At 63.9% G+C, this 21,637-nt stretch carries 22 protein-coding genes; 13 read left to right on the top strand and 9 right to left on the bottom strand.

Annotated elements, in window-relative coordinates; translation table 11 throughout:
* The first annotated feature begins 47 nt into the window (after positions 1 to 47).
* A complete protein-coding gene (locus tag HTIA_RS01400; RefSeq protein WP_008528165.1) occupies positions 48 to 1,004 on the top strand; it encodes an alpha/beta fold hydrolase in 957 nt (318 codons plus the stop codon).
* A 28-nt stretch (positions 1,005 to 1,032) separates the two neighbouring features.
* Here the strand turns inward: HTIA_RS01400 and HTIA_RS01395 are convergent, their stop codons facing one another.
* Positions 1,033 to 1,308, bottom strand: a complete 276-nt coding sequence (locus HTIA_RS01395; RefSeq protein WP_008528164.1) for a DUF7111 family protein — start codon at positions 1,306 to 1,308, stop codon at positions 1,033 to 1,035.
* A gap of 280 nt (positions 1,309 to 1,588) precedes the next feature.
* Between HTIA_RS01395 and HTIA_RS01390 the strand changes: the two genes are divergently transcribed.
* The 4 genes from HTIA_RS01390 (at position 1,589) to HTIA_RS01375 (ending at position 5,682) form a co-directional block, all read left to right on the top strand.
* Positions 1,589 to 3,016, top strand: a complete 1,428-nt coding sequence (locus HTIA_RS01390; protein WP_008528163.1) for a flippase — start codon at positions 1,589 to 1,591, stop codon at positions 3,014 to 3,016.
* 97 nt (positions 3,017 to 3,113) lie between these two features.
* Entirely contained in the window at positions 3,114 to 3,941 is an 828-nt protein-coding gene (locus tag HTIA_RS01385; RefSeq protein WP_008528162.1) for an inositol monophosphatase family protein, read from the top strand.
* Between the two features lie 39 nt (positions 3,942 to 3,980).
* Complete coding sequence (locus HTIA_RS01380; protein ID WP_008528161.1) at positions 3,981 to 4,985, top strand: DUF5784 family protein; 1,005 nt, start codon at positions 3,981 to 3,983, stop codon at positions 4,983 to 4,985.
* Positions 4,986 to 5,055: 70 nt separating this feature from the next.
* Positions 5,056 to 5,682 (top strand): uracil-DNA glycosylase family protein, encoded by a 627-nt coding sequence (locus HTIA_RS01375; RefSeq protein ID WP_148290917.1) that lies wholly within the window; start codon positions 5,056 to 5,058, stop codon positions 5,680 to 5,682.
* Between the two features lie 42 nt (positions 5,683 to 5,724).
* Here HTIA_RS01375 and HTIA_RS16580 read toward each other — a convergent pair whose 3' ends face one another.
* The 5 genes from HTIA_RS16580 to HTIA_RS01355 all read right to left on the bottom strand — a co-directional run bounded on the left by HTIA_RS16580 (position 5,725) and on the right by HTIA_RS01355 (position 10,211).
* Complete coding sequence (locus HTIA_RS16580; protein WP_153802432.1) at positions 5,725 to 5,874, bottom strand: hypothetical protein; 150 nt, start codon at positions 5,872 to 5,874, stop codon at positions 5,725 to 5,727.
* A gap of 25 nt (positions 5,875 to 5,899) precedes the next feature.
* On the bottom strand, positions 5,900 to 7,204 hold the full coding sequence (locus tag HTIA_RS01370) for an IS4-like element ISHti13 family transposase (protein WP_008528742.1): 1,305 nt from the start codon (positions 7,202 to 7,204) through the stop codon (positions 5,900 to 5,902).
* Between the two features lie 68 nt (positions 7,205 to 7,272).
* Positions 7,273 to 8,517 (bottom strand): sodium-dependent transporter, encoded by a 1,245-nt coding sequence (locus HTIA_RS01365; protein ID WP_008524968.1) that lies wholly within the window; start codon positions 8,515 to 8,517, stop codon positions 7,273 to 7,275.
* Between the two features lie 156 nt (positions 8,518 to 8,673).
* Positions 8,674 to 9,387 (bottom strand): SDR family oxidoreductase, encoded by a 714-nt coding sequence (locus HTIA_RS01360; protein WP_044950868.1) that lies wholly within the window; start codon positions 9,385 to 9,387, stop codon positions 8,674 to 8,676.
* A gap of 53 nt (positions 9,388 to 9,440) precedes the next feature.
* Positions 9,441 to 10,211: an SDR family oxidoreductase gene (locus HTIA_RS01355; protein WP_008524970.1), complete on the bottom strand. Its 771-nt coding sequence runs from the start codon at positions 10,209 to 10,211 to the stop codon at positions 9,441 to 9,443.
* A gap of 268 nt (positions 10,212 to 10,479) precedes the next feature.
* On the opposite strand from HTIA_RS01355, the gene HTIA_RS01350 reads away from it, so the two are divergent.
* The 4 genes from HTIA_RS01350 to HTIA_RS01335 are packed head-to-tail and all read left to right on the top strand — an operon-like array spanning position 10,480 to position 15,567.
* Positions 10,480 to 11,400 carry an ABC transporter ATP-binding protein gene (locus HTIA_RS01350; RefSeq protein WP_008524972.1) on the top strand — a complete coding sequence of 307 codons (921 nt, stop codon included), beginning with the start codon at positions 10,480 to 10,482 and terminating at the stop codon, positions 11,398 to 11,400.
* A 2-nt stretch (positions 11,401 to 11,402) separates the two neighbouring features.
* A complete protein-coding gene (locus HTIA_RS01345) occupies positions 11,403 to 13,259 on the top strand; it encodes an ABC transporter permease (protein WP_044950866.1) in 1,857 nt (618 codons plus the stop codon).
* A complete protein-coding gene (locus HTIA_RS01340; RefSeq protein WP_008524974.1) occupies positions 13,252 to 14,337 on the top strand; it encodes an ABC transporter permease in 1,086 nt (361 codons plus the stop codon). Before HTIA_RS01345 ends, HTIA_RS01340 begins: the two co-directional genes overlap by 8 nt.
* Positions 14,338 to 14,397: 60 nt before the next feature.
* Positions 14,398 to 15,567: a radical SAM protein gene (locus HTIA_RS01335; RefSeq protein ID WP_020935933.1), complete on the top strand. Its 1,170-nt coding sequence runs from the start codon at positions 14,398 to 14,400 to the stop codon at positions 15,565 to 15,567.
* A gap of 38 nt (positions 15,568 to 15,605) precedes the next feature.
* Here HTIA_RS01335 and HTIA_RS01330 read toward each other — a convergent pair whose 3' ends face one another.
* Positions 15,606 to 15,818, bottom strand: coding sequence for a hypothetical protein (locus tag HTIA_RS01330; RefSeq protein ID WP_008524977.1), 213 nt, complete (start codon positions 15,816 to 15,818; stop codon positions 15,606 to 15,608).
* Between the two features lie 140 nt (positions 15,819 to 15,958).
* Between HTIA_RS01330 and HTIA_RS01325 the strand changes: the two genes are divergently transcribed.
* Positions 15,959 to 17,302 (top strand): FAD-dependent oxidoreductase, encoded by a 1,344-nt coding sequence (locus HTIA_RS01325; protein WP_008524979.1) that lies wholly within the window; start codon positions 15,959 to 15,961, stop codon positions 17,300 to 17,302.
* A 56-nt stretch (positions 17,303 to 17,358) separates the two neighbouring features.
* On the opposite strand, the gene HTIA_RS01320 is transcribed toward HTIA_RS01325, so the two are convergent.
* Positions 17,359 to 17,865, bottom strand: a complete 507-nt coding sequence (locus HTIA_RS01320; protein ID WP_008524981.1) for a hypothetical protein — start codon at positions 17,863 to 17,865, stop codon at positions 17,359 to 17,361.
* A complete protein-coding gene (locus tag HTIA_RS16765) occupies positions 17,865 to 18,404 on the bottom strand; it encodes a winged helix-turn-helix domain-containing protein (RefSeq protein ID WP_008524984.1) in 540 nt (179 codons plus the stop codon). Before HTIA_RS16765 ends, HTIA_RS01320 begins: the two co-directional genes overlap by 1 nt.
* Positions 18,405 to 18,506: 102 nt before the next feature.
* Between HTIA_RS16765 and HTIA_RS01310 the strand changes: the two genes are divergently transcribed.
* From HTIA_RS01310 to HTIA_RS01305, 3 genes are all read left to right on the top strand, one after another.
* Positions 18,507 to 19,484 carry an aldo/keto reductase gene (locus tag HTIA_RS01310; RefSeq protein ID WP_008524985.1) on the top strand — a complete coding sequence of 326 codons (978 nt, stop codon included), beginning with the start codon at positions 18,507 to 18,509 and terminating at the stop codon, positions 19,482 to 19,484.
* A gap of 81 nt (positions 19,485 to 19,565) precedes the next feature.
* Positions 19,566 to 19,727 (top strand): hypothetical protein, encoded by a 162-nt coding sequence (locus tag HTIA_RS16760; RefSeq protein WP_008524986.1) that lies wholly within the window; start codon positions 19,566 to 19,568, stop codon positions 19,725 to 19,727.
* A gap of 77 nt (positions 19,728 to 19,804) precedes the next feature.
* On the top strand, positions 19,805 to 21,550 hold the full coding sequence (locus tag HTIA_RS01305; RefSeq protein ID WP_008524987.1) for a hypothetical protein: 1,746 nt from the start codon (positions 19,805 to 19,807) through the stop codon (positions 21,548 to 21,550).
* The last annotated feature ends 87 nt before the right edge of the window (positions 21,551 to 21,637 follow it).

Raw genomic sequence — 21,637 nt, 5'->3', positions numbered from 1 at the left:
GGCCGCCGTCCATCACCTATATGCCGGCCACGCCCGTAGAACGCGGTATGAAGCTCCGGAACCTCCTCACGGCGGCTGTGGGTGCGGCCGGCGTGACTGCTGGCGTCAACCGTCTTCTCACGGCCCGTGCTGGCGACCTCGAACCGCCACTCGTCGGCGCGAGCGGAACCTACCGGTGGCGCGGCTTCGACGTCGCCTACACCGAAGCTGGCGACCCTGACGACCCCGATCTCCTCCTGATCCACGGCCTCTCGGCGGCGTCATCGAGCCGGGAGTTCGCCGAAGTGTTCGAAGACCTCTCTCGGGAGTACCACGTGATCGCCCCGGACCTCCCCGGGTTCGGTCGGTCCGACCGCCCGCCGCTGCTTTACTCGGCGTCGCTGTACGAGACGTTCCTCCGGGACGCGATTCGAGGCCTCGTCGATGAACCGCGGGTCGTCGCGTCGTCGCTGTCAGGTGCGTACGCGGCCAGCGCCGCGGCCGAGGCGGACGTCGACTCGCTCGTGTTGATCGCGCCGACGGACTCGACGATGAGCGACTCCCCCCGGTCGTGGCTGCGGAGCCTGTTTCGCACGCCACTTCTCGGGACGGGACTGTTCAACCTGCTGGTCAGCAAGTCCGGGATCAAGTACTTCCACCGCGATCACGGCTACGCCGACATGGACAACCTGACGGCCGAGACGCTTTCCTATCAGTGGAAGACGGCCCATCAGCCCGGCGCACGCTACGCACCGGCGTCGTTCGTCAGCGGCTATCTCGACCCTGCGAGCGAGCTGACTGAGACGCTCGCGGACGTCGACGCCCCGGTGACGCTCGTCTGGGGACGTGACGCCGACATCACGCCGGTTTCCGGCGGTCGGGCGCTGGCGAAGAAGACCGACTCCCGCCTGATCGTCTTCGACGATGCGAAACTCCTTCCACACGTCGAACATCCGGCGGCGTTCGTCGGCGTAGTCACTGATGACTTCGACGAGGCCCCTTCGACGCCCGTCTCGACTTCCTGAGTGGTTTCGGTGCGTGCTTCTCTCGCGGTCACATCCCCATATCCTCGGCTGAAGCAGGGATCGGTAACTGATCTGGAGTGACGCCGAGCAGTTCCGCGGCGTGATCGAGTGCCATGTCGAACCCGTAGTAGCGTTCGAGTTCGTCGCCGTCGGGCGTCGGTCGAACCTTCAACATGGCGTAGCCCTCCCGGTTCTGCGCGATGGCTGCCGTCCGTCCATCGCGGTCGAACACCAGCAACCGCTCGGCGTCGGTCTCCTCGTAGGTGGCCTCGATACCCGCCTCGGTGCGCTCGCTCGCGGTCATACCCGCTGTTTGGACGCCAGCTTGTCGAAGGTGTCGGTCCGAGCGCTACTGAGTCGGTCCGGGCGGGAGTCGCCGTCGCGTCTCGAAAGATATAGAAAGGCGAGACGGCGACGACTTTTCGTGATATTGTTTACGCGTCGGGGATCTGCACGGAGGAATCGCACGTGACGCAGGGGAACGTTGCGTGGGGGCAACGAATCGGCGGCCGGCGTCGCGATGGCTCCGTGACGTCACGATCGCGGCCGGCAACCGGCCCGCAAGACCCACGGGGGGCGTAAGGATGGACTTTACGCGTTCGAGTCTCAAACTGTTCGCGAGCAACGTCGGCCGGACCACGATCCGGTTTCTCGGGATCGCGGTGTTCGCCCGGGCGCTGGGGGCCTCGGAGATGGGGATGTTCTTCCTGTTTCAGGCACTCCTGGGGATGATCGCTATCCCCGCGGACTTCGGCTTCCGGGGAGCCATCGAGAAGCGGATCAGCGAGGGGCGCGACCAGAGTACGTACCTCACGAGCGCCCTGGCCGTCAAACTCGTGCCGATGGCGCTGGTCGTCGGGTTGATTCTCCTGTTTCAGGACGCCATCAACGGCTACATCGGCGCGGAGTTCGCGGTCTTTCTCGCCGTCGCGATCGTGATCCAGGACGTTTCGCGGCTGTCGACTATCGTTCTCCGGGGCGAACTCCGGGTCGGCGAGACGGCGATCCTCCGGGTGACCCGGTGGGTCGTCTGGTTCGGCGTCAGCGGACTGCTCGTCAGCCAGGGCATGGGCGTCGAGGCGCTGATCTACGGCTTGCTCGCCGGGCTGAGTGTGATGCTAGTCTGGGGCTGGTACCGGGTGTCGATTCCACTCGGGCGCGTCTCACTCGAGCACGCCAAGTCGCTGTTCGAGTACGGTCGGTGGGGTGTGATCTCGCGGGTCGGGTGGTACTTCTACTCCTGGATGGACGTCGCGATCATCGGCTTGCTCATGACCCAGGCCGACGTCGGGGCCTACGAGATCGCCTGGCGGGTGACACTCGTCGTGATGCTGTTAAGTCGCTCGATCGCGACGACGCTGTTTCCCCAGGCCAGCCGGTGGGACGCCGAAGAGGCCTACGAGCGCATCGAGGACATGATCCGGAAGACGATCACGCCCTCGATGGCGCTGGTGATTCCGTCGTTCTTCCTGACGCTCGTCTACGCCCGGGAGATCCTGGGGCTCGTCTTCGGGCCGGAGTACACCGTCGCGTGGCTCGTGTTGATCGTCCTGATGGGCGAGAAACTCCTCCAGTCGGTACATACGATCCTTGGCCGGTCGCTACAGGCAGTCGATCGCCCGGACCTGGCGGCCTACGCGACGGTCGCCTCTATCACCGTCAACCTCGTGTTGAACGTCGTGCTCATCCTGGAGTTCGGTATCGTCGGCGCAGCACTCGCGACGGCCTCGTCGTTCGTGCTCAACACGGTCCTGCACGCCTACTTCCTCTCGCAGTTCGTGACGATCGAGTTCCCGTGGCTCGAGATCGGGTGGTTGACTGCCGCGGCCGCTGTGATGGCGGGTGTCGTACACGCCATCGGAGTGGTTGTCCCGATCGACACCCTCCCGCGGTTGCTGGGCATCATCGTCGTTGGCGTCGTGGTCTACGCGCTGCTCACGCTGGCGAATTCCTCGATGCGCCGGAAATTCGTCGCCGAGATGCAGTCACTCGCCCGTGGCGTCGCCGAGTAACACACGGTAGTACGACCAGGAGTTACGACGGTTCCCTTCCAGACCGCTTTCACACACAGAGCGTCAAGGCTAACCCCACGCCGAAGTAACACCGGCCATGGACGCCTCCGAGGAACTGCAGGTCGCCCTCCGGGCGGCCCGCGAGGCCGGATCGATCGCCGCCGAACACGCCGGAACTGATTTCCGCAACGACGCGGAGACTGATTCGAAAAGCAGCGCCAACGATCTCGTCACCGCAGTCGATCGCGAGTGCGAACAGCGAATTACCGACGTAATCGCCGAGTCTTTCCCAGACGACCGCGTCGTCGGCGAGGAGAACGAAACGGGTGTCACCGGCGAAGGCCGGGAGTGGATCGTCGACCCGATCGACGGCACGTCGAACTTCGCGACTGGGTACCCATACTACTGCATCTCGATCGGGCTTCGAATCGACGGCGAAGGCGTCGTCGGCGTCGTCCACTCGCCCGACACCGCGCTCGGGCGGACGTGGTACGCTGCCGCAGGCGAAGGGGCCTACCGGAGCGACGATCACACGCTCGAGGGCGAGCCGATATCGGTGTCCGAACACGACACGCTGGCCGGCAGCATGGTGTTCGCCCGGCTCAGCGAGCGGAGTCGCGCCTGGCTCGCGTCGGACCTCGCCGTCGCGACGACGCTCCTCGAACGCGAGAGTATGGTTCGACGGCCCGGAAGCTCCGCCTTGAACATGTGCCAGATCGCCGACGGCAGCGCTGACGGGTACGTCGTGCTCTCGATCAACGACTGGGACGTCGCGGCCGGCGAAGTCATCCTCCGGGAAGCTGGCGGCGCGTTCCGGGACCAGCTCGCGGGCGACGGCAGCCGCGAGGTCATCGCCTCGAACGGGTCGATCCAGAAAGACCTCGAAGAGCTGGTCGACACCGTCGTGGGCGAGCGTCACGACTGACACCAAAGGTGTAAACCAGTCACTCACGTATCGAATTACGTGGCGAAGCCGCTTCGATTCCGGCGTTCGAACGAGCGCTGGACCGCCGACCGCGTTCGATCCGCCCTCTATCAGTCGCTGAACCAGGCCATCGGTGCGACGATGGGTCGCCCCTGGTTTCGCCAGCCCGATGGGTACGAGGCCCGTCGCTTCGACATGGACAACGGCGACGTGGCGCTGTTCACCTGGACCGACGACGTCGCCTACTGGATGGGCAACACCGAGACGCCGCGGGCGCTCTGGCAGACCGAGAAGTACACGTTCGAGGAGGTGCCCGACGCCGTGGCCGAGTGGGCCGAGCGGGAACTCCTGGCGCAACTCCACGAGGAGGCCCCCTGGCTCGCCGAGTACCCCACCATCTCGTGGTTTTTCCTGCCCGTATTGCTCTCGAAGGACGGCCGACACACCTCCCGGGAGTTCTTCAGGGACCACGCCGCCGGATTCCCGGACTGCGATCGGGACACTGCCCTCTCCTACTACGAGGAGTTGCTCGAGGGTGGCGTCTTTCCGGACCGATACGAGATGGCGGCGAAACTCGGGACCGCAGAGACGCTTAACCTCACGCGGATGAGCGCGACGATGAGCGAGTTCACCGTCGCCAAACTCTTAGACGACGCCGGGTACGATCTCGCTCCCGAGAACGAAGTCTCCTCAGGTCACTCTATCGACTTCCGCGTCGACGGCGACGACCAGACGGGCCGACTCGTGGAAGTGACCCGGCCGCTGCCCCCCTCCGAGCGCTCGGCTGGCTCGGCCGTCACGGCGATCAAGGAGACCGTCGCGACCAAGACGAGTGGACAACTCGCCGATCACGGCGGTGGGGTGACACTGTTCGTCGACTGCTCGTCGTTCGACGACGGCGAGTGGTCGCGACTCCGCGAACAACGCCCGGAGATCGGCCATCGGCCGGCTGTCGTGTTTCGCGTCCGACCGGGGGACAGCACGGAGGCGTACACGCTCGGGTCTGTGCCTGTCGATCTGCCGGCGTACGTCGACGTGGTCTGAGTCGCTTTCGATCAGTTCGTTACCGGCCGCAATCGGGAGGTTCATGCGACCGAAGTACCGAGAAGGCGGTGTGACCTACGTTTCGGACGCCGAGTTCAATCCGTTCGGCTTCGATCCAGACGGTGAGCGATTCGTTCCCGGGTTCGGTGACGTCGAAGCGGACTTCCAGGTGATCGGCGACCACCCGGGGATCCACGGTGGCGTCACCACCAGCGTCCCGTTCACAGAAACAGACGGCGCAAATCGCCTGCAGGATGCGCTGCTTCGAGGTGGACTGCTCCGGAAGACCGGCGCGCCACCGACGGTCGATTCGACGTATCTCTCGTATCTCCATCCCTGTGTGCCCGAGTCGAGTCCAGGGGACGACGACTATCGCCGTCAGGGGACGTTCATCGAGGCCGAGGTCCGGGCAATCGCCGCTCACGTCCTGTTACCAGTCGGCGAACGCGCGACGCGATGGGTTCTCGAAAACATGACGACGGAACCGACCGACGACATCGACATGGCGGCACTCCACGCCACGGAGATCGTCGGCAGCGGGTGGCTCGTGATGCCGATTGCCGATCCGGAGACGTGGGGCGAAGACGACAGAAGGGAACTTTCTGACGCACTCATCGAACTCCAGGAACAGGATTACCGGCGCGAGGCGGATCTCGGTCGTCTCGCCGGTGGTGGCGGGCCGTACTACGTCCGATAACCCGATCAGCCGTATTTCCTTCAGAGAGGCATGCTAGCGAGTTTATAGATTCCCCAGGAACTCCGCGAAGTCCCCCGTGAGGAAGTCCGCGTACTCTATGACACCGAGGGCGAGTGAGACGACCAGGACGATCAACACTGGCACACGGACGACCCAGAGCCAGACGGTCCCGTTCGATCCCAGTCTGCTCACACCCTTCTCAAGCATGCGTCTTTAGCTAAGCCTCAGTCCTCGGTTGTGTAGCGGTAGCGAGCGTCTCCTGTAGTATCGGTCGTTGGCTATGGATTTTCTGTGCATCTTCGATCAGCCGTTCCAACAGCGGAGGTGGCGAGTAGCCGAGGAATTCACCCAAATCGTTGAGAATGAGTTGGGCGTGCGACCGGAAGGTCGCCGCCCAACGCCCTGGAGGGAAGACAGCTTCATCATCGGCGCACTCTGTCACCAGCGACAGCAACTCACGACTCACTAACAGCGACAACAACGCCGCATACACCAGAATCTCCACAACGTGCTCTTTCGTTGTGTCGAACTCATCCAGTCCGTATTGCGTCTTGAGCTCCCGAAACAACCGCTCGACAGCCCACCGACACCGATAGATCGTCGCTAAATCTTCCGGGAGAAACTCCTCACGCGGCAGATTCGTGATGTACAGATGGTAGTCGTCGGCGTCCTCGTCGCGGACGCCGACGACGCGGAACCGCTTGGAGTCCAGCGACCGTGTTCCGTTGTACGGCCCGCGCTTGAACTCAGCCTCGACTTCCACATCGATGTATTTCCGGTAGAGATCCTCAACGACATCGTGGATCTTCTCTCCTTCCAAGGGAATGGCGTCGCCACGCCATTCCCGTAACTCGTCCGTTACAACCGGATTTGCGTCGGGTTTCAGCCGACTCACAAAGTAGCCATCGTTCTCGTCGATCAACGCGAACCGCCGGTATTTGAAATACGCCTGATCGAACAGTACCAGCCGCTGTTCGAGCCACGAGCCGGTGTTGAACTCCGTGCTGTCGTGGGCTTTCTCGTCGGTGATGCTGAATCGTTCCAGCATCTGATCGCTCGGGTTGTGGAGCAGGTGGAGCCGTGCTCCAGCCTGCTCCTCGTTGCGTCCTTCGAACTCATCGGAGAGGAACTGGTGCAGGCGCAACACCGTCCCATCAGCAATCATCACGTCTCTGAATCGGTCGAACTGGTCGGTCACAGTGTGGGGGACAGCGACCTCGTCGAGGCCGTACTCGACGAGGTCGTGGAGATACTCTGCCAACGTCGGCGTCAATCGCTGGTAGTACCCACCGGGAGACAGCGGTTTGTCAGCTGTGGAGTTGTAGCTCCGACGGAAGGCTGCGAGCGTTCGGCTCTCGCCAGTGGCGAAGCCGAACGCAAACGACCACACGAGCGGCGGGATCTGGAGCTTTCCGTCTCGTTCGATCACGCCGACAGCCTCGGCGTGATCTTCCAGCGCAGCAGAGGGAAAGAGGGTAGTGAGCCGACGTTCAATCTGATCTGAGGAGGGAGCGTTGTGCACACTCGCAACCTCCTCAATCCTCCTGCAAAGGTACCTCGATAAGCCGCTGCTGTCAGGCGGTTCTTCGCTTAGCTAAAGACGCATGCCTTCTCAAGTTCCTCGAGGGCTTCGCCCGCGTGCAGCCAGGCGACGAGAACGATCAGCAGGATCCCCCCGGAGAGTAGCAGAATCTTCGCCGCGAGGATGTCATAGAGGTCGACCATGACGGTGTCGTACGTGACGGGTGCACCGAGCACGAAGATCGCGGCGCCGACGATCGCCGTCGCCGTCAGACGATCGACGCCGAATTCGTCGATAGCGTAGGACACCACGACCTCGATCAGGCTGATCGCCGAGGAAAGCGCCGCGATCGCGACGGTCCCGAAGAACAGGACACCGACCAGTTCACCGAACGGGATGCCGCCGAGTGCCTCGGCGACGCTGACGAAGATCGCGCCCGCTCCGGGATCTCCCGGATCGACGTCGGCCGAGAACAGGATCGGGAACACGATCAGTCCGGTCAGGATCGAGATGCCGGTGTTGAACACGACGATGCTCCCCCCGTCGATCGCCAGGTTCTCGTCCTCGGAGAGGTACGACGCGTAGGTTATCATCACGCCCATCCCGAGCGAGAGCGTAAAGAAGCCCTGCCCCGCGGCGGCGGGGACGATGCTCTGCCAGTTCTCGAGGAGGTATCCGAGGTCGGGCGAGAGGTAGTAACTGTAGGCCTCGGCGGCCCCGGAGAGCGTGAAGGCGTAGACGGCCAGCACGGCGAAGATGGCGATGATCGCCGGGACCATGATCTTCACGCCCAGTTCGATCCCGCGCTGGACGCCCAGCGCCACGATGGCGATGACGACGAGCATGAACAGCGCGTGGAAGAACAGGGCGTCCCAGCCCACCGCGATCTGTCCGAAGTACTGGGCGGCCTGGGGCGTTCCGTCTGCTGCGGGGGGACCGACGTATCCGCCGGTGGCGCTCCCGACGATGTACCGCATCACCCACCCGCCGACGACGCTGTAGTACGACAGGATGACGAAGCCGATGAACACGAACAGGCCCCCGAGGTACTTCCAGGCACCCCCGGCGAACTCCCGGATGGCCCCGACCGTGTTCAATCCCGTCTTCCGCCCGACGACGAACTCGACGAGCATCGCCGGGAACCCGATCAGGACGACGAACGCCAGGTACATGATCATGAACGCGGCCCCGCCTTCCTGTCCGACCTGGAAGGGGAACCGCCAGATGTTACCCAACCCGACGGCGCTGCCGACCGCCGCCAGGATGAACCCGATACGAGTCGACCACGTTTCTCGGACGCCTTCAGCGCTCATACGGCATGTTCCTTCCATACCCCTCCAAATTAAGTCGTCGATATTTGCCGGGGCTGTTCGGACAGCTGTCTACTTTCGGGACAGCCATCGCGGAGAGAATGTACAACCGTCCGAAACTGGGCGTACTCTCGACAGTCGAGCAGGCGGTGGCCGCGATCACCCGGCGTTATCGACCGGAATCGCGCCGCCGGTGACCGGCGACGCCGCCTCGCTACAGAGGAACCGAATCACGTCCGCGATATCGGCAGGATCGACCCACGCGCCGTGATCGGCGTCGGGCATCATCTCGCGGTTGGCCGGCGTGTCGATCACCCCCGGCATGACCGTATTCGCCCTGACGACCCCGTCGTTCTCGGCAGCGATTGACTCGGTGAGCAATCGAACAGCGGCCTTCGAGGCGCGGTAGAGGCCGTCGCCTTCACCGCCTTCCAGTGACGACTTCGAGGAGACGGTCACGATCGAGCCGCCGGTCCCCTGCAGGTGGGGGAGGGCGTGCTTGGCAGCGAGAAACGCCGTCCGGACGTTCACGTCGGCGAGAAGATCGAACGTCTCGTCACTCGTCTCCGCCACGGGAGGGCCGCCCTGCCAGGTGCCTGCCACGCTGACCAGGGCGTCGAGGCGGCCGTGATCGGCGATGATCTCCTCGATGGTCGCCTCGACGGCTGGTTCGTCGGTAAAATCGGCTCGATAGGTTGACAGCGACTCTCGATCAGGGTCGAGGAGATAGCTGTCGTCGTCCGGCCCGATCACGTCGGCGGCACACACCGTCGCGTCTGCGTCGAGAAACGCCTCGACAGTCGCACTCCCGAGTGCGCCGCCGGAACCAGTTATTAGCACCACGTGGTCTCCGAAATCAAAACCAACTGACATCATGTCAGATTAGCGCTTCTTGCCGATGAAAATTGTCCGGCAGATCGTCGTCGTTACCGCGCCGTGAAGCCGCTGTCGACCATCAGGGTCTCGCCGTTGGTGAAGGAGGCACCGTCCGAACACAGCCACAGGACGGCGTCGGCGATCTCCTCGGGCTCCCCGAGGCGATCCTCGGAGTGCATGGCCTCGATCTGGGCGCGGACCTCTTCGTTGCTCGTGATACCATTCTCGTCGAGCATCTGGGTCGCGATGAAGCCCGGGCCGATGGCGTTGACGCGGACGCCCTCCTGGGCGTACTCCCAGGCCGCGGTCTTGGTGAGCCCGATGACGCCGTGTTTGGCCGAGACGTACCCCGAGGAGTTCTCGAAGGCGACCTTCCCGAGGACCGACGCCATATTGATGACGACGCCGCCGTCGTCTTGGTCGGTCATCACGTCGAGTTCGGCCTTTTGCGACCGCCAGACGCCGTTGAGGTTGACGTCGATGACGGCCATCCAGTCGTCCTCGCTCAAGCCGCCGGCCGGGGCCTGCTGGCCACCGATACCCGCGTTGTTGACCGCATAATCGAGCCGGCCGAACTCCTCGACGGCTGTCTCGACCATCGCCTCGACGTCGTCCATGCTCGTGACGTCTGTGTGGACGTAGACGGCTTCGCCGCCATCGGCTTCGATGTCGGCGACGACCGATTCGCCTTTCTCGTCGTCGACGTCCGCAACGACGACTGCAGCGCCACTCTCAGCGAACTGTACGGCTGTCTCGCGTCCAATACCCGATGCAGCACCGGTGACAGCCGCGACGCGGCCGTCGAAGTCATACTGTGCCATGACGTTTCAGTGTACGCATCGGCCATATATCCGGCTTGAGCCCAATCCCACAATCTGGGAAAATCCGATGACATACGTATTCGCCGTTTTCGGCGACCGTCTTCGCCAGACGACGGCTTTCATGCGGGGATCGAACGTTCGTATCCGTCGGCAATGACAGAATCGGCGATCCGGCTCACGTGTCGATGGTTGACACGTCGTCGAACGCCAGTATCGAATTTGAGGTCTGGAGCCAACATATACGTTCGTCCGACCGCAAGGACGCCCAATGATCGAGGTAGACCACCTCCGCAAGGAGTACGGCGGCTTCGCGGCCGTCGAGGGGAGTACCTTTTCGGTCGACCGCGGCGAGGTGTTCGGCATCATCGGCCCGAACGGCGCGGGCAAGACGACCACGCTGAAGATGCTCGCCGGCCTGATCGAGCCGACCGCCGGCGACGTCCAGATCGCCGGATTCGACGCCGACGACTCGGCGATGCGACGGCGACTCGGGTTCCTGCCCGAGGAGTCACCGCTCTACGAGGAGATGACACCACTCTCGTATCTCTCCTTTTTCGCTGATCTCTACGACGTCCCCGAAAACCAGGCGAAAAAGCGGATGCACGACACGCTGGATCGGCTGGACCTCCAGCACCGTGACCGGCCGCTGGGCGACATGTCCAAGGGGATGAAACGCAAGGTCGCGATCGCCCGTTCGCTGATCAACGATCCGGACGTCCTGATCTACGACGAACCGGCGAGCGGCCTCGATCCGCTCACGACGAACTTCATCATCGACTTCACGACGGAACTCGCCGAAGCGGGCAAGACGATCGTTTTCAGCGCACACAACCTCTTTCACGTCGAGAGCATCTGTGACCGCGTCGCGATCATGAACGAGGGGTCGATCGTGGCTCGCGGGCCGCTCGACACCCTCAGAGAGGAACACGGCGAGACGACCTATCACGTCTACACGACCGTCGAAGTCCCGGGGAGCGTCCGGAAGAACGGCCGCTACCTCCGGAGCGTCGAGACGATGGACGAGGTCGACGCCACGCGTGAGGCCGCGACCGAGCGCGACGGCGAGGTCGTCGACATCCGGACGGAAGAGGCGAGCCTCGAAGAGGTGTTCCTGAACGTCGCCGACGAACCCGGCCGGGCGGCCGCGACCGGCACGACGGGAACGGGTGCGGTCGAACCGGGGGAGTGAACGTGCGCCTCAGAAAGGTACTCCGGATCGGCTGGTGGGAAGTCACGAAGAACGCCGGCGGGATCGATCGCCGAACAGCGGCTGTCACGATCGCCGCGGTCGTCGTCCTCGGCGCGCTCGCGCCACTCATCGCCAGTCAGGGCGTCGCGCTCGATTCCGGGCTGTATCGGGTCGGCGTCGACGAGTCGAGCCCCTACTACGACGTCGTCGAACGCGACCCGACGTTCGCGGTCAAGCCGCCGACCGCTGACGGCGTCGGGTCGGGTGAGATCGAGCTGTTGATCGACGGATCGGCGGTCGTCGCCGTCGCCGATTCGCCGAAAGGGAGCGCCGCACTCACGGAACTGCGGAGTTCAGTGCAGGCGTACAACGACTGGTTGATGGAGCAAGACGACAACCAGACGGCGGCCTATCCCGTGTCGGTGACGCTCGAACCAGTCGAACGACGGCCAGTTGGGTCGGCGGCGAGCGACGACGGAACTGGCGACAGCGGACAGTCTGACGGGGACAGTCCCGACGGTGGTGGCGGTGGCACTGGCGACGCAGGTGGTTCGGGTACTGGCGACGCCGGGACTGGCGGAACTGACGACGACACGGCTAGCGGCGGCGGTGGCGGTGGATTGCCGGGTGGCCTCGGCGGGCTAGGGGGTGCCCTCGGCGGCGGAAGCACGACCGGATCGCCGTCGGACATCGCGCCGCCGTTCCCCTTTAGCTCGCTCGTGTTAGCGTTCGTCTTCGTCTTGCCATTGAACTTCATCATCCAGGCCTACGGGAGTTCGATCCTCAGCGAGCGACTCAAGCGCCGGGGGGAACTCATGCTCGTCTCGCCGGTGACTCGCGGCGACATCATCGCCGGGAAGACGCTGCCGTACTTCCTGGGCGCGATGATCTTCGAGGTGCTCCTGACGGCCGGGCTCGTCGTCTTCGCGACCGACGGGGCGAGCGGCGTCGTCTCCGTGCTGGCGGTGATTCCGCTCGTCCTCCTGTTCCTCGGGGCGACGTTCCTCGCTGGGATGTTCGCCCGGTCGTTCAAGGAACTCACCTTCCTGACGGTCACGATCACCGTCTCGTTGACCAGCTACGCGTTCGTGCCAGCCATCTTCACCGACGTGACGCCGATCGCGCTCATCTCGCCGCTGACCCTCGTCGTGCGGGACCTCCAGGGCCAGGCGATCGGCCTCGCGGAGTTCGTCTTCTCGACGCTGCCGCCGCTGCTCACGGCGGCTGTCCTCTTTGGCCTCGGCGCGGGGCTCTACCGCGAGGAGGACATGTTCACCCAGCGCCCGGTCCCGCTGAAGGTTCTCGATTCGCTCTCGGGTCGGATCAAACGCCGGACGAGCGCGACGAAACTCTCGATCATCCTGTTGCCGTTCGTCCTCGTGACCGAACTGGTCGCGGTCGCGATGGCCTACCCGATCTACCTCGGTGCGCCCGAACTGGCGGTCGTCTTCGTTCTGGTGGCCGTGGCCGTCATCGAGGAACTGGCCAAGAGTCTCCACCTCTACGCTGGGTTCGTCCATCGAAAGTACGCCCGGACGGTCGCGAACGCACTCGTCGTCGGATCGCTATCGGGACTCGGGTTCTTCCTCGCGGAGAAACTCGGCCTCATCGTGCAGTTGCTCGGGACGGACATTCCGGAGGTCCAGCAGGCCGCTTTCGTCACCGGCGGCGCGGAGTACGGCGTCTCGCCGTTGCTGGCCGTCGGCCTGTTGCTCGCTCCCCTCGCGCTACACGCGGTGACGGCCTCGGTCTCGGCGATCGGCGCTGTCAGGAGTCGCCGGGGCTACGCCGTCGGACTCGTCCTGGCGATCGTGATTCACCTCGCGTACAACCTCACGGTGGTGAGTACCCTTGCCTGAGCACGACGCCGAAGCGAGTGGCTCGCTGCTCGACGACAGTCGGCTGACGATCGCCAGGCGAGACGTCGCTTCGCTCTCCCGCGAGAAGACGATCGTGCTCGCGCTGGTCATCCAGCTGTTCATCGCCGCGTTCTCGTCGTTTCTGGTCGTCGGACTCACGTCGCTGTACGATCCCGGCTCTGTCCAGGCGGGCGGGATCGACGTCGGTGTCTCCGGCGACGCGACCGCCGAACTCGAGGAGGCCGCAGCAGCCGTCGACGGCGTGGAACTCACGCCCTACGCCAACCGCGCGCAGGCGATGGCGGGATTCCAGGACCGGGCCGTCCAGGGGGTGTTACACGCCGAGACTGTCGATGGGGTGATAGAGGTGTCTGCGACCGTCCCACAGGGAGACATCGAATCGACGATCGTGGTCGTCCAGTTGCGGTCGATCCTCGAGGAACTCGAGCGCACCGAACGCATCGACCGAAGTGAGTTCCTCGACGCCCCGCCAGTCACACTCCCCGAGGGGGCGAGTTCCAGCCCGTACTTCGGGTTCACCTACACGGTGCTCGTTCCCCTCCTGCTGTTCTTGCCCCCCTTCATCAGCGGGTCGATCGCTGTCGACGCGATCACCGAGGAGATCGAACGCGGGACACTCGAACTCCTGCGTGTCGCCCCCCTGTCGCTGACCGACATCGTCGACGGCAAGGCGCTCGGAATGGCGGTGCTGGCTCCGCTCCAGGCGATCCTCTGGATCGTGTTGCTCGGGGCCAACGGCATCGCGATCCGGAACGTCCCGGCGCTGGTCCTGCTGGTCGCCGCGACGTCAGTGCTGGTCGTCGTCTTCGGAATCGTCCTCGGCCTGCTGACCGGGAAGCGCCAGCAGGCACAGCTCCTGTACTCGGTGCTGGTGTTGGGTGCCTTCGGCGCGCTCGCGCTGCTCCCCGAACATCCGGCCACTGTCGCAGCGAAACTCGCGGTCGGTAGCGCGACGACAGTCACCACGGCGACCGTGGCGGCGCTGGCCGTCGGTGCCGTCGTCGGGTACGCCGCCATGCGTCGGTACGTCGGCCGCATCGACCCCGAACGGTACTGACTGGCACGCGAGAATCCCCGTGGGCTTTTGGCAGTCTGGCACCAGTTTCCATCGAGACGAATGTCCGAAGACCATCCACACGGCGACGCCCCGCCGTCCGGACACCCAGGAGACCACGCCGCGTCGGAGCATCCGGGTTCGAATCCGGACGCGTCGAGTTCGAGCCACCCCGGCGGCCATCCCGGAGCCCGAAACTACGCCGAGACACCGCTGATCGTCACCTGGGAAGTCACTCAGGCCTGCGAGCTCGAATGCGATCATTGCCGGGCCGAGGCCCAGCCCGAGCGCGATCCAGCAGAGCTTTCGACGGCGGACGGGAAGGATTTCGTCGAGTCGATCGCCGACTTCGGCCACCCGCAACCGATCCTCGTGTTCACCGGCGGCGACCCGCTTGAACGACCCGACCTCTTCGAGTTGCTCAAGCACGCTGCCGAAGAAAACGTCACCACGGCCGTCACGCCCGCGCCGACGGCGAACCTCACCGAAGACGTGATCGGCAGGCTCGCCGACGCCGGCGTCTCGCGGATCGCGCTCTCGCTGGACGGCGCGACCGCGAGTGCGCACGACGAGTTCCGGGGCGAGGACGGGTCGTTCGCTCGCGTCGAGCAAGCTGCCCGACAGGCCCGCGCGGCGGGCATGGAGATCCAGATTAACACGACCGTCACGGCGAACACGGTCGAGGACCTCCCCGAGATCGCCGACATGGTCGAAGAATTCGACGCGGCGATGTGGGAGGTGTTCTTCCTCGTCCCCATCGGCCGGGGCGAGGAACTCGCCCAGCTTGAGACCGAGCGAACCGTCGAGGTGATGGAGTGGCTCTACCGTCGTGGCCAGGAGGCTCCCTACCGGGTAATCACCGTCGAGGCACCGCACTACCGCAGGGTCGCCGACGAGTTCGAACGCCGGGAGTCGGGCGAGGGCGTCCGGGTCGGGTCGACGCGGGCGGGCAACGGTTTCGTGTTCGTCAGCTACGAGGGCGAGGTCTACCCGTCGGGATTCCTCCCCGAAAGCGGCGGCAACGTTACCGATCGGAGCCTCGTCGATATCTATCGTAACGCCGATCTCTTCGAGCGGTTACGCGATACTGACCAGTTCGTCGGCTCCTGTTCGCGGTGTGACTACTTAGACATCTGTGGCGGTTCCCGATCGCGAGCGCACGCTGTCACTGGAAATCCGCTCGCGAGCGACCCGTTGTGTCCGTGGGTCGAGCACGTCGAGGACACCGCGTGAAGGCTTCGCCGAGTCTCACTCCTCGGTCGATGTCGCGATCAACTGTCCCACCGGACGTCCTCGATGGTCTGGCGGTCCTCACTCGCTACGACAGTTCCGACGACCTCGCCGTCGTCCCGGCGCTCGACGTCGATCTGCTCGTATCCGTCGGTGACGATCTCGCGGACGTCCGCCTCGAGGTCGTCGGCCTCCTCGACGCCGAGTCGATTCTGGCCGCCGATCTCGCGGACCACGATCGGATATTCTGGCATTACCGGTGGTAGGGAAATCGCCGTGAAGTGTCTGTCGTCGCGGGCGCGGCCGAGTGTCGGCAGATCGCGCTATCGAGGCAGTGCCTTCCCCGGCCAGATGACATAAGTGTCCGACACCCCTCTGTGTGGACACTTCTACCATGCAAGGCGAATACGACCTGATCATCGTCGGCGGGGGCATCAGCGGCGCATCACTGCTGTATACAGTCGCGAAGTTCACCGACGTCGAGTCGGTCGCACTCTTCGAGAAAGAGCCCGAGATCGCTGCCATCAACTCCCATCACACGAACAACTCCCAGACCCTGCACTTCGGGGACATCGAGACCAACTACTCCCTGGAGAAGGCCGAGGAGGTCAAGGAAGGGGCCGAGATGGTCGCCGGGTATCTCGAGGACAACGACCCCGACCAGGAGATGCACGCAAAGCGAAGCAAGATGGCGCTCGCAGTCGGTGACGAGGAAGTCGACCGACTCGATTCGCGTTATCACGAGAAGGGCTTCGGTGACCTCTTCCCGAAACTCGACGCCATCGACCGCGAGGAGATCGAAGCAATCGAACCGAAGGTCGTCGAAGGGCGGGAGCCGGATACCGACATGCTTGCCCTGCAGACGCCCGACGGCTACACGGTCGATTACGGCGAACTCGCGACGGATTTCGTCCGCGAGGTCGAGGGTGACGAGGGCGTCGATGTCTTCACGAGCACGGAAGTCGAGTCGGTCAACGAGACCGACGACGAGTTCCTGATCGAGACCGAACGTGGCTGGTACCAGAGCGACGCGACGGTCGTCGCCGCCGGGTCTCACAGCCTCCAGATCGCCAAGGAGATGGGCTACGGTGAGCACATGTCGCTGCTGCCGGTCGCCGGGAGCTTCTTCGTCGCCGAGGAGGGCCTGCTCAACGGCAAAGTATACACGCTTCAGATGGCGAAACTCCCCTTCGCGGCGGTCCACGGCGACGCCGAGGTCCACGATCAGGGACTTACCCGGTTCGGCCCGACGGCGAAGGTCGTGCCCGCCCTGGAGCGGGGGCGGCTCTCGACGGTCGCCGATTTCTTCGACGTGTTCGAACTCTCGCCGGACTCGGTGCTGAGCTACACGAACATCCTCGCCGATCGGACCCTGTTGCCGTACGTCCTGGAGAACCTGCTCTATGACCTGCCAGCCGTCGGCAAGCGGGCCTTCCTCCCCCACGTCCGGAAGGTCGTGCCGACCGTCGAAGCGAGTGACATCGAGCGCGCGAAGGGCTACGGCGGCGTCCGCCCGCAGATCGTCAACACGGAGACGAAGTCTTTGGACATGGGCGAGGCCAAGATCACCGGCAACGACGTCATCTTCAACGTCACGCCCTCACCCGGGGCTTCGACCTGTCTGAAGAACGCGATGCGCGACGCCGAACAACTGACCGAGTGGCTCGACGTCGACTTCGACGAAGATGGGTTCCGGAAGGCGACGATCGGGAACTTCCCGCGTGGTGAGATCGAATAGAGCTGTTTCAGGGCTGTTTTCGCGCTATCCGTGGACGGTTACCACTTCTCTAAGAGTCAGAGCGACTCGACGGAGGTGTCGAATCCGACTGGCCGACCATCGTCCCACTCGACAGCTGTGACGAGATCGGACAACGCGTCGAGCCGACGTTCGAGAACGTCAAGCGGGTGCGTGTCGAGAAACCGGGCCGGTCTGTGCTCGACAACTGCCGATCCGTCGTTCACCTGGACGTGAACGGGGCCGAGATCGTCGTGCGTGTCGTCCTGATGCCACCCGACCAGTACGTCCCGGTCCGGTTCGATCCAGTTGAACCAGTAGTGCTCGTACGGGTCGCCCGTCCGGAGGCGAAACCCGACTTCGATCCGCGCGGCGGTCACGGAGTAGTCCGGTTCCTCGAGGAACTGTCGAGGATTTCCCTCGCCGACCACGCGGTACTGGCCCGCCTCTCGCGGTTCGGTCCGTCGTCGGCGAACGTCCGTGAGGCCACCGTCGAGGCGATTCCGAATACGGTCGTGGAGGCGCTTGCTCTGCAAATTGTCCCGGTTGGCGAAAAAGACGACCATTATGCGAAGGTGGAGGATACGTCAGTCCGTGGCGAAGATAGCTCGACTACGTCATCGTACAGCTGGAGGGCGTGCTTGACGAGCCGACGCTCCGTCTCGATCGCTTCCCAGGTCTCGATGACGTTGCGACGTTCGCGTATCTCCGACGCACCCAGGTCCTCTCCAGCGAGCTGATTCCGGAATGCAGAAAGCGAGTCGACATCGTAGTCCGCCGCCAGCTGTTCTCGGTCTTCGGTCAGTTCGGCGAGCTGTGATTCGAGCTCCTCCCGAGAATGCGTCTGAATCAGGTCCGTCACCTCGTCGAAAAGTAGGCGGACAGGGTTCAGATCGTACGCTTTGGTTCCCTCGACAGTCGTTTCACTGACCCAGTCGTCGTCCGCCAGCTGTTCGAGTTCGTCGTCGGCCGTCGCCCGGGAGACGTCCGCCCTGTCGGCGATTTCGCCCACCGGTGTCGGCCCCTCCAGCGTCTCGATGACTCGGCGAATCCGTTCCCGTCCGCTGAGCGTGTCCGCCCACGTTCGCTGATTCGATTCGGTCATCTCGGTGTGTGCTTGTCGCCGCTGGTTCAAATAATTTGGCTTCAATCAAATATATGAACGAACAGCCGAATCTTTTTCTCCACGCCGGCCCTGCTGAAAGCTATGGAGTACACGACCCTCGGTTCGACCGGGATGGAAGTCAGCCGGATCGCCCTCGGCTGTATGAGCTTCGGGTCGAGCGACTGGCGCGAGTGGGTGCTCGACGAGGACGAGAGCCGGGAGATCATCGAGCGCGCGATCGACCTGGGGATCAACTTCTTCGATACGGCCAATATGTACTCCCTGGGCGACTCCGAGCGCGTGCTCGGGAACGTGCTGGCCGACTACGACCGCGACGAGCAAGTCGTCGCCACGAAGGGGTTCTTCCAGATGGACGACGACAACCCGAACTCGGGTGGGCTCTCCCGGAAGGCCATCGAGCAGGAACTGGCGAACAGCCTCGATCGCCTCGGGATGGAGACGGTCGATCTCTATCAGACCCACCGCTGGGATTACGACACGCCGATCGAGGAGACGCTGCGGGCACTCGACGATGCCGTCCGTCGGGGACAGGCCCGGTACGTCGGGACCTCCTCGATGTGGGCCCACCAGTTCGCCGACGCGCTGGCGACCAGCGAACGCGAGAATCTGGAACGGTTCCAGACGATGCAGAACCACTACAACCTGCTGTATCGCGAGGAGGAACGCGAGATGCTGCCGCTGTGTGAACGCGAGGGGGTCGGCGTGATCCCGTGGAGTCCGCTGGCGCGTGGCTATCTCACCCGCCCCCACGAGGCGTTCGATGCCACGACACGCGGAGAAACTGACGAGCATGCCCGGAACCATCCGTACTTCGAGGGCGGCGGGCGCGAGATCAACGAGCGCGTCGAGGAGCTGGCGGCAGATTACGGCGTGACAATGGCTCAAATATCGCTGGCGTGGCTGCTCCATCAGGATGCCGTCGACGCGCCGATCGTCGGCACGACGAGCGTCGAACACTTAGAAGACGCCGTCGAAGCCCTCGAGATCGACCTCAGCGAGTCCGATCAGGCATATCTGGAAGAACCCTACGAGCCGGTGCTGGTCTCCGGCCACGAGTGACCGCACTCCGACGTGAACCGATGGCCAACGACCGCGGCCGAGATATCAACGTTTTTGCGATCGCCGATTCTCAGCCGTTCTATGGTCCTCCAGTTCGTCCTGCCCGCCGTGTTCGTCTTCACGTTCATCATGGTCTCGGCGTATGCCGGCGCGCTTCGCGCGCTCGAAGTGTACTTCGATCCCGACGCGGACAGCATCTTCCTCTCAGATGACGCCGAACCACCGAGGGTTCGCCAGGAGTGATCGCGGTCGCTGGGCGAAAGAATGGCCGGTCGGGGTAAACCCATAGTATTTATTCGAACCGACCGACCCCCTACCATATGGCAGAGATCGACAGCTCCGGTGACGACGACGGGCCGGACGTGCGTGTCCCGTCGTCTGGGTCCCCGTTGCCGTACTTCCTGGGGAAGCGAATCGTAATCCTGGCGATCGTCGTCGGCATCGCCTTCCTGGTCCGGCCGTTGGTCCACGGTGTGGTCTACGCTGCACTGTTCTCGCCGTCCGGACTGGTCCTGATCGGCGGCGGCACGATCACGGCCCTGATACTGTGGTTTTACCCGCCGTGGCGACTCGAACGTGAGGAACAGGAATCGAACCTCGTCTCGATGCTGTTCGAGGACGACCAGACGCCAGTCGACGGGGTCGTCGTGGGTGGCGGGACGGCGATGCGAAAGCTTCGAATTTTTGGGGCGATCGTCGGCGTGTTGTTCGTCCTCTCGATTCTCGTAAGCGTGCCGGCGGCGGCGCTCGAACAGCGGACGCTCGCCCAGCAGACGATGACCGATGCGACCGAAGTCGAGGAGTTCCCGCAGGCCAACGCGAACAACCCGCGCGTCATCCCACGGGAGGTCTCGGACGTGACGACCCGCGGGTCAGTTTCCTACCGAACGCATCGTCTCGGCACGAGCGACATCGCCAGACAGGAGGACGGCTCGCTCGCGTGGTCGTATCCGATCGAACCGGACGGAGCCCGAAACATGCTGCTCGACAATCAACGCGGCGTCCTCGTCGCGAACATGACGTCGATGGACGAACAGCAGATCGATGTCTACGAAGAAGACTTCACGTACGGCGAGGGGATGTGGCTGCACCGTTCGGCACGGTGGAACGTCAAACTCGGCGGGTTCTTCTCGCAGTACAACGACGACGCCGTCGAGTTCAGCCACGACGGCAACCCGTATCTCTACTACCCGAAGACGGGCCACGAGTGGCACCTCCTCCCGTTCCCGCACACGACACCGAAATGGAACGGCGGAGCTTTGGTCCATCCCGACGGCACCATCGAGCATCTCACCCCAGAGGAAGCACAGGCAAACGAGATCCTCGACGGCCAGCGTCTCTACCCGATGACGTTGACGCGCGCGGAGACGCGCTCGCTGGGGTACCGCGAGGGAATCATCAACCAGATGCCGGTCATCGGGGCGCACGAGGGTGAGGTCGAAGTCGCGAACCTGCCCGAAAGCGCGGACAACGAACAGCCGTTCGTGATCGACCTCGAAGGTGAGCAGATGTCCTACGTCACGGCGATGGAGCCCTACGGCGAAGACACGCGCGGGCTCGACGAGGTGTGGTTCGCCGACGCCGACACCGGCGAGTACACCTACTTCGGCACCGGCGACGAGACGCTGACTGGACCGGAGCGAGCGATGGGCATCGCCAAATCGAAAGACTCCCAGACCGGGTGGGGTGACAACTTCGTGGTGACTGAACCCGTCCCAGTGACCGTCGACGGCGACCTCTGGTGGCACATCAAGGTCGTGCCGACGGACTTCACGGACGTGACGCGCAACGTCTTCGTCAACGCCGACACCGGCAACGCGATCGAACTCAGCGACGACACGGCGATCCGGGAGTTCATCCGCGGCGATATCGACGAAAGCGAACTCGACACCGGCGAGAACGGCACCGACGTCGAGCCTGCACCGGACAACGAAAACATCCTCTATTACGTCCTCATCACCGACGAGAACGGCGAGGTCGTCGATCGCATCCCGGTCGAACGCGGCCAGGACACCCAGATTGTCGCGCCGGACGACGAACGCGTCGCGAACGAGACCAGTCCCTGAACGCAGCCCTATTCTTTCGCGGACTCGCTTTCATCTCCCTAAACGTTGAATTACTGGCGGTCGTAGGGGGTCTCGTATGACACTGAC

The organism is Halorhabdus tiamatea SARL4B (assembly GCF_000470655.1).
In the GTDB taxonomy this organism is placed as follows: Archaea; Halobacteriota; Halobacteria; order Halobacteriales; family Haloarculaceae; genus Halorhabdus; species Halorhabdus tiamatea.
Note: the sequence above shows the minus strand (reverse complement) of the source record. Positions and strands in the feature narration are given on the sequence as shown.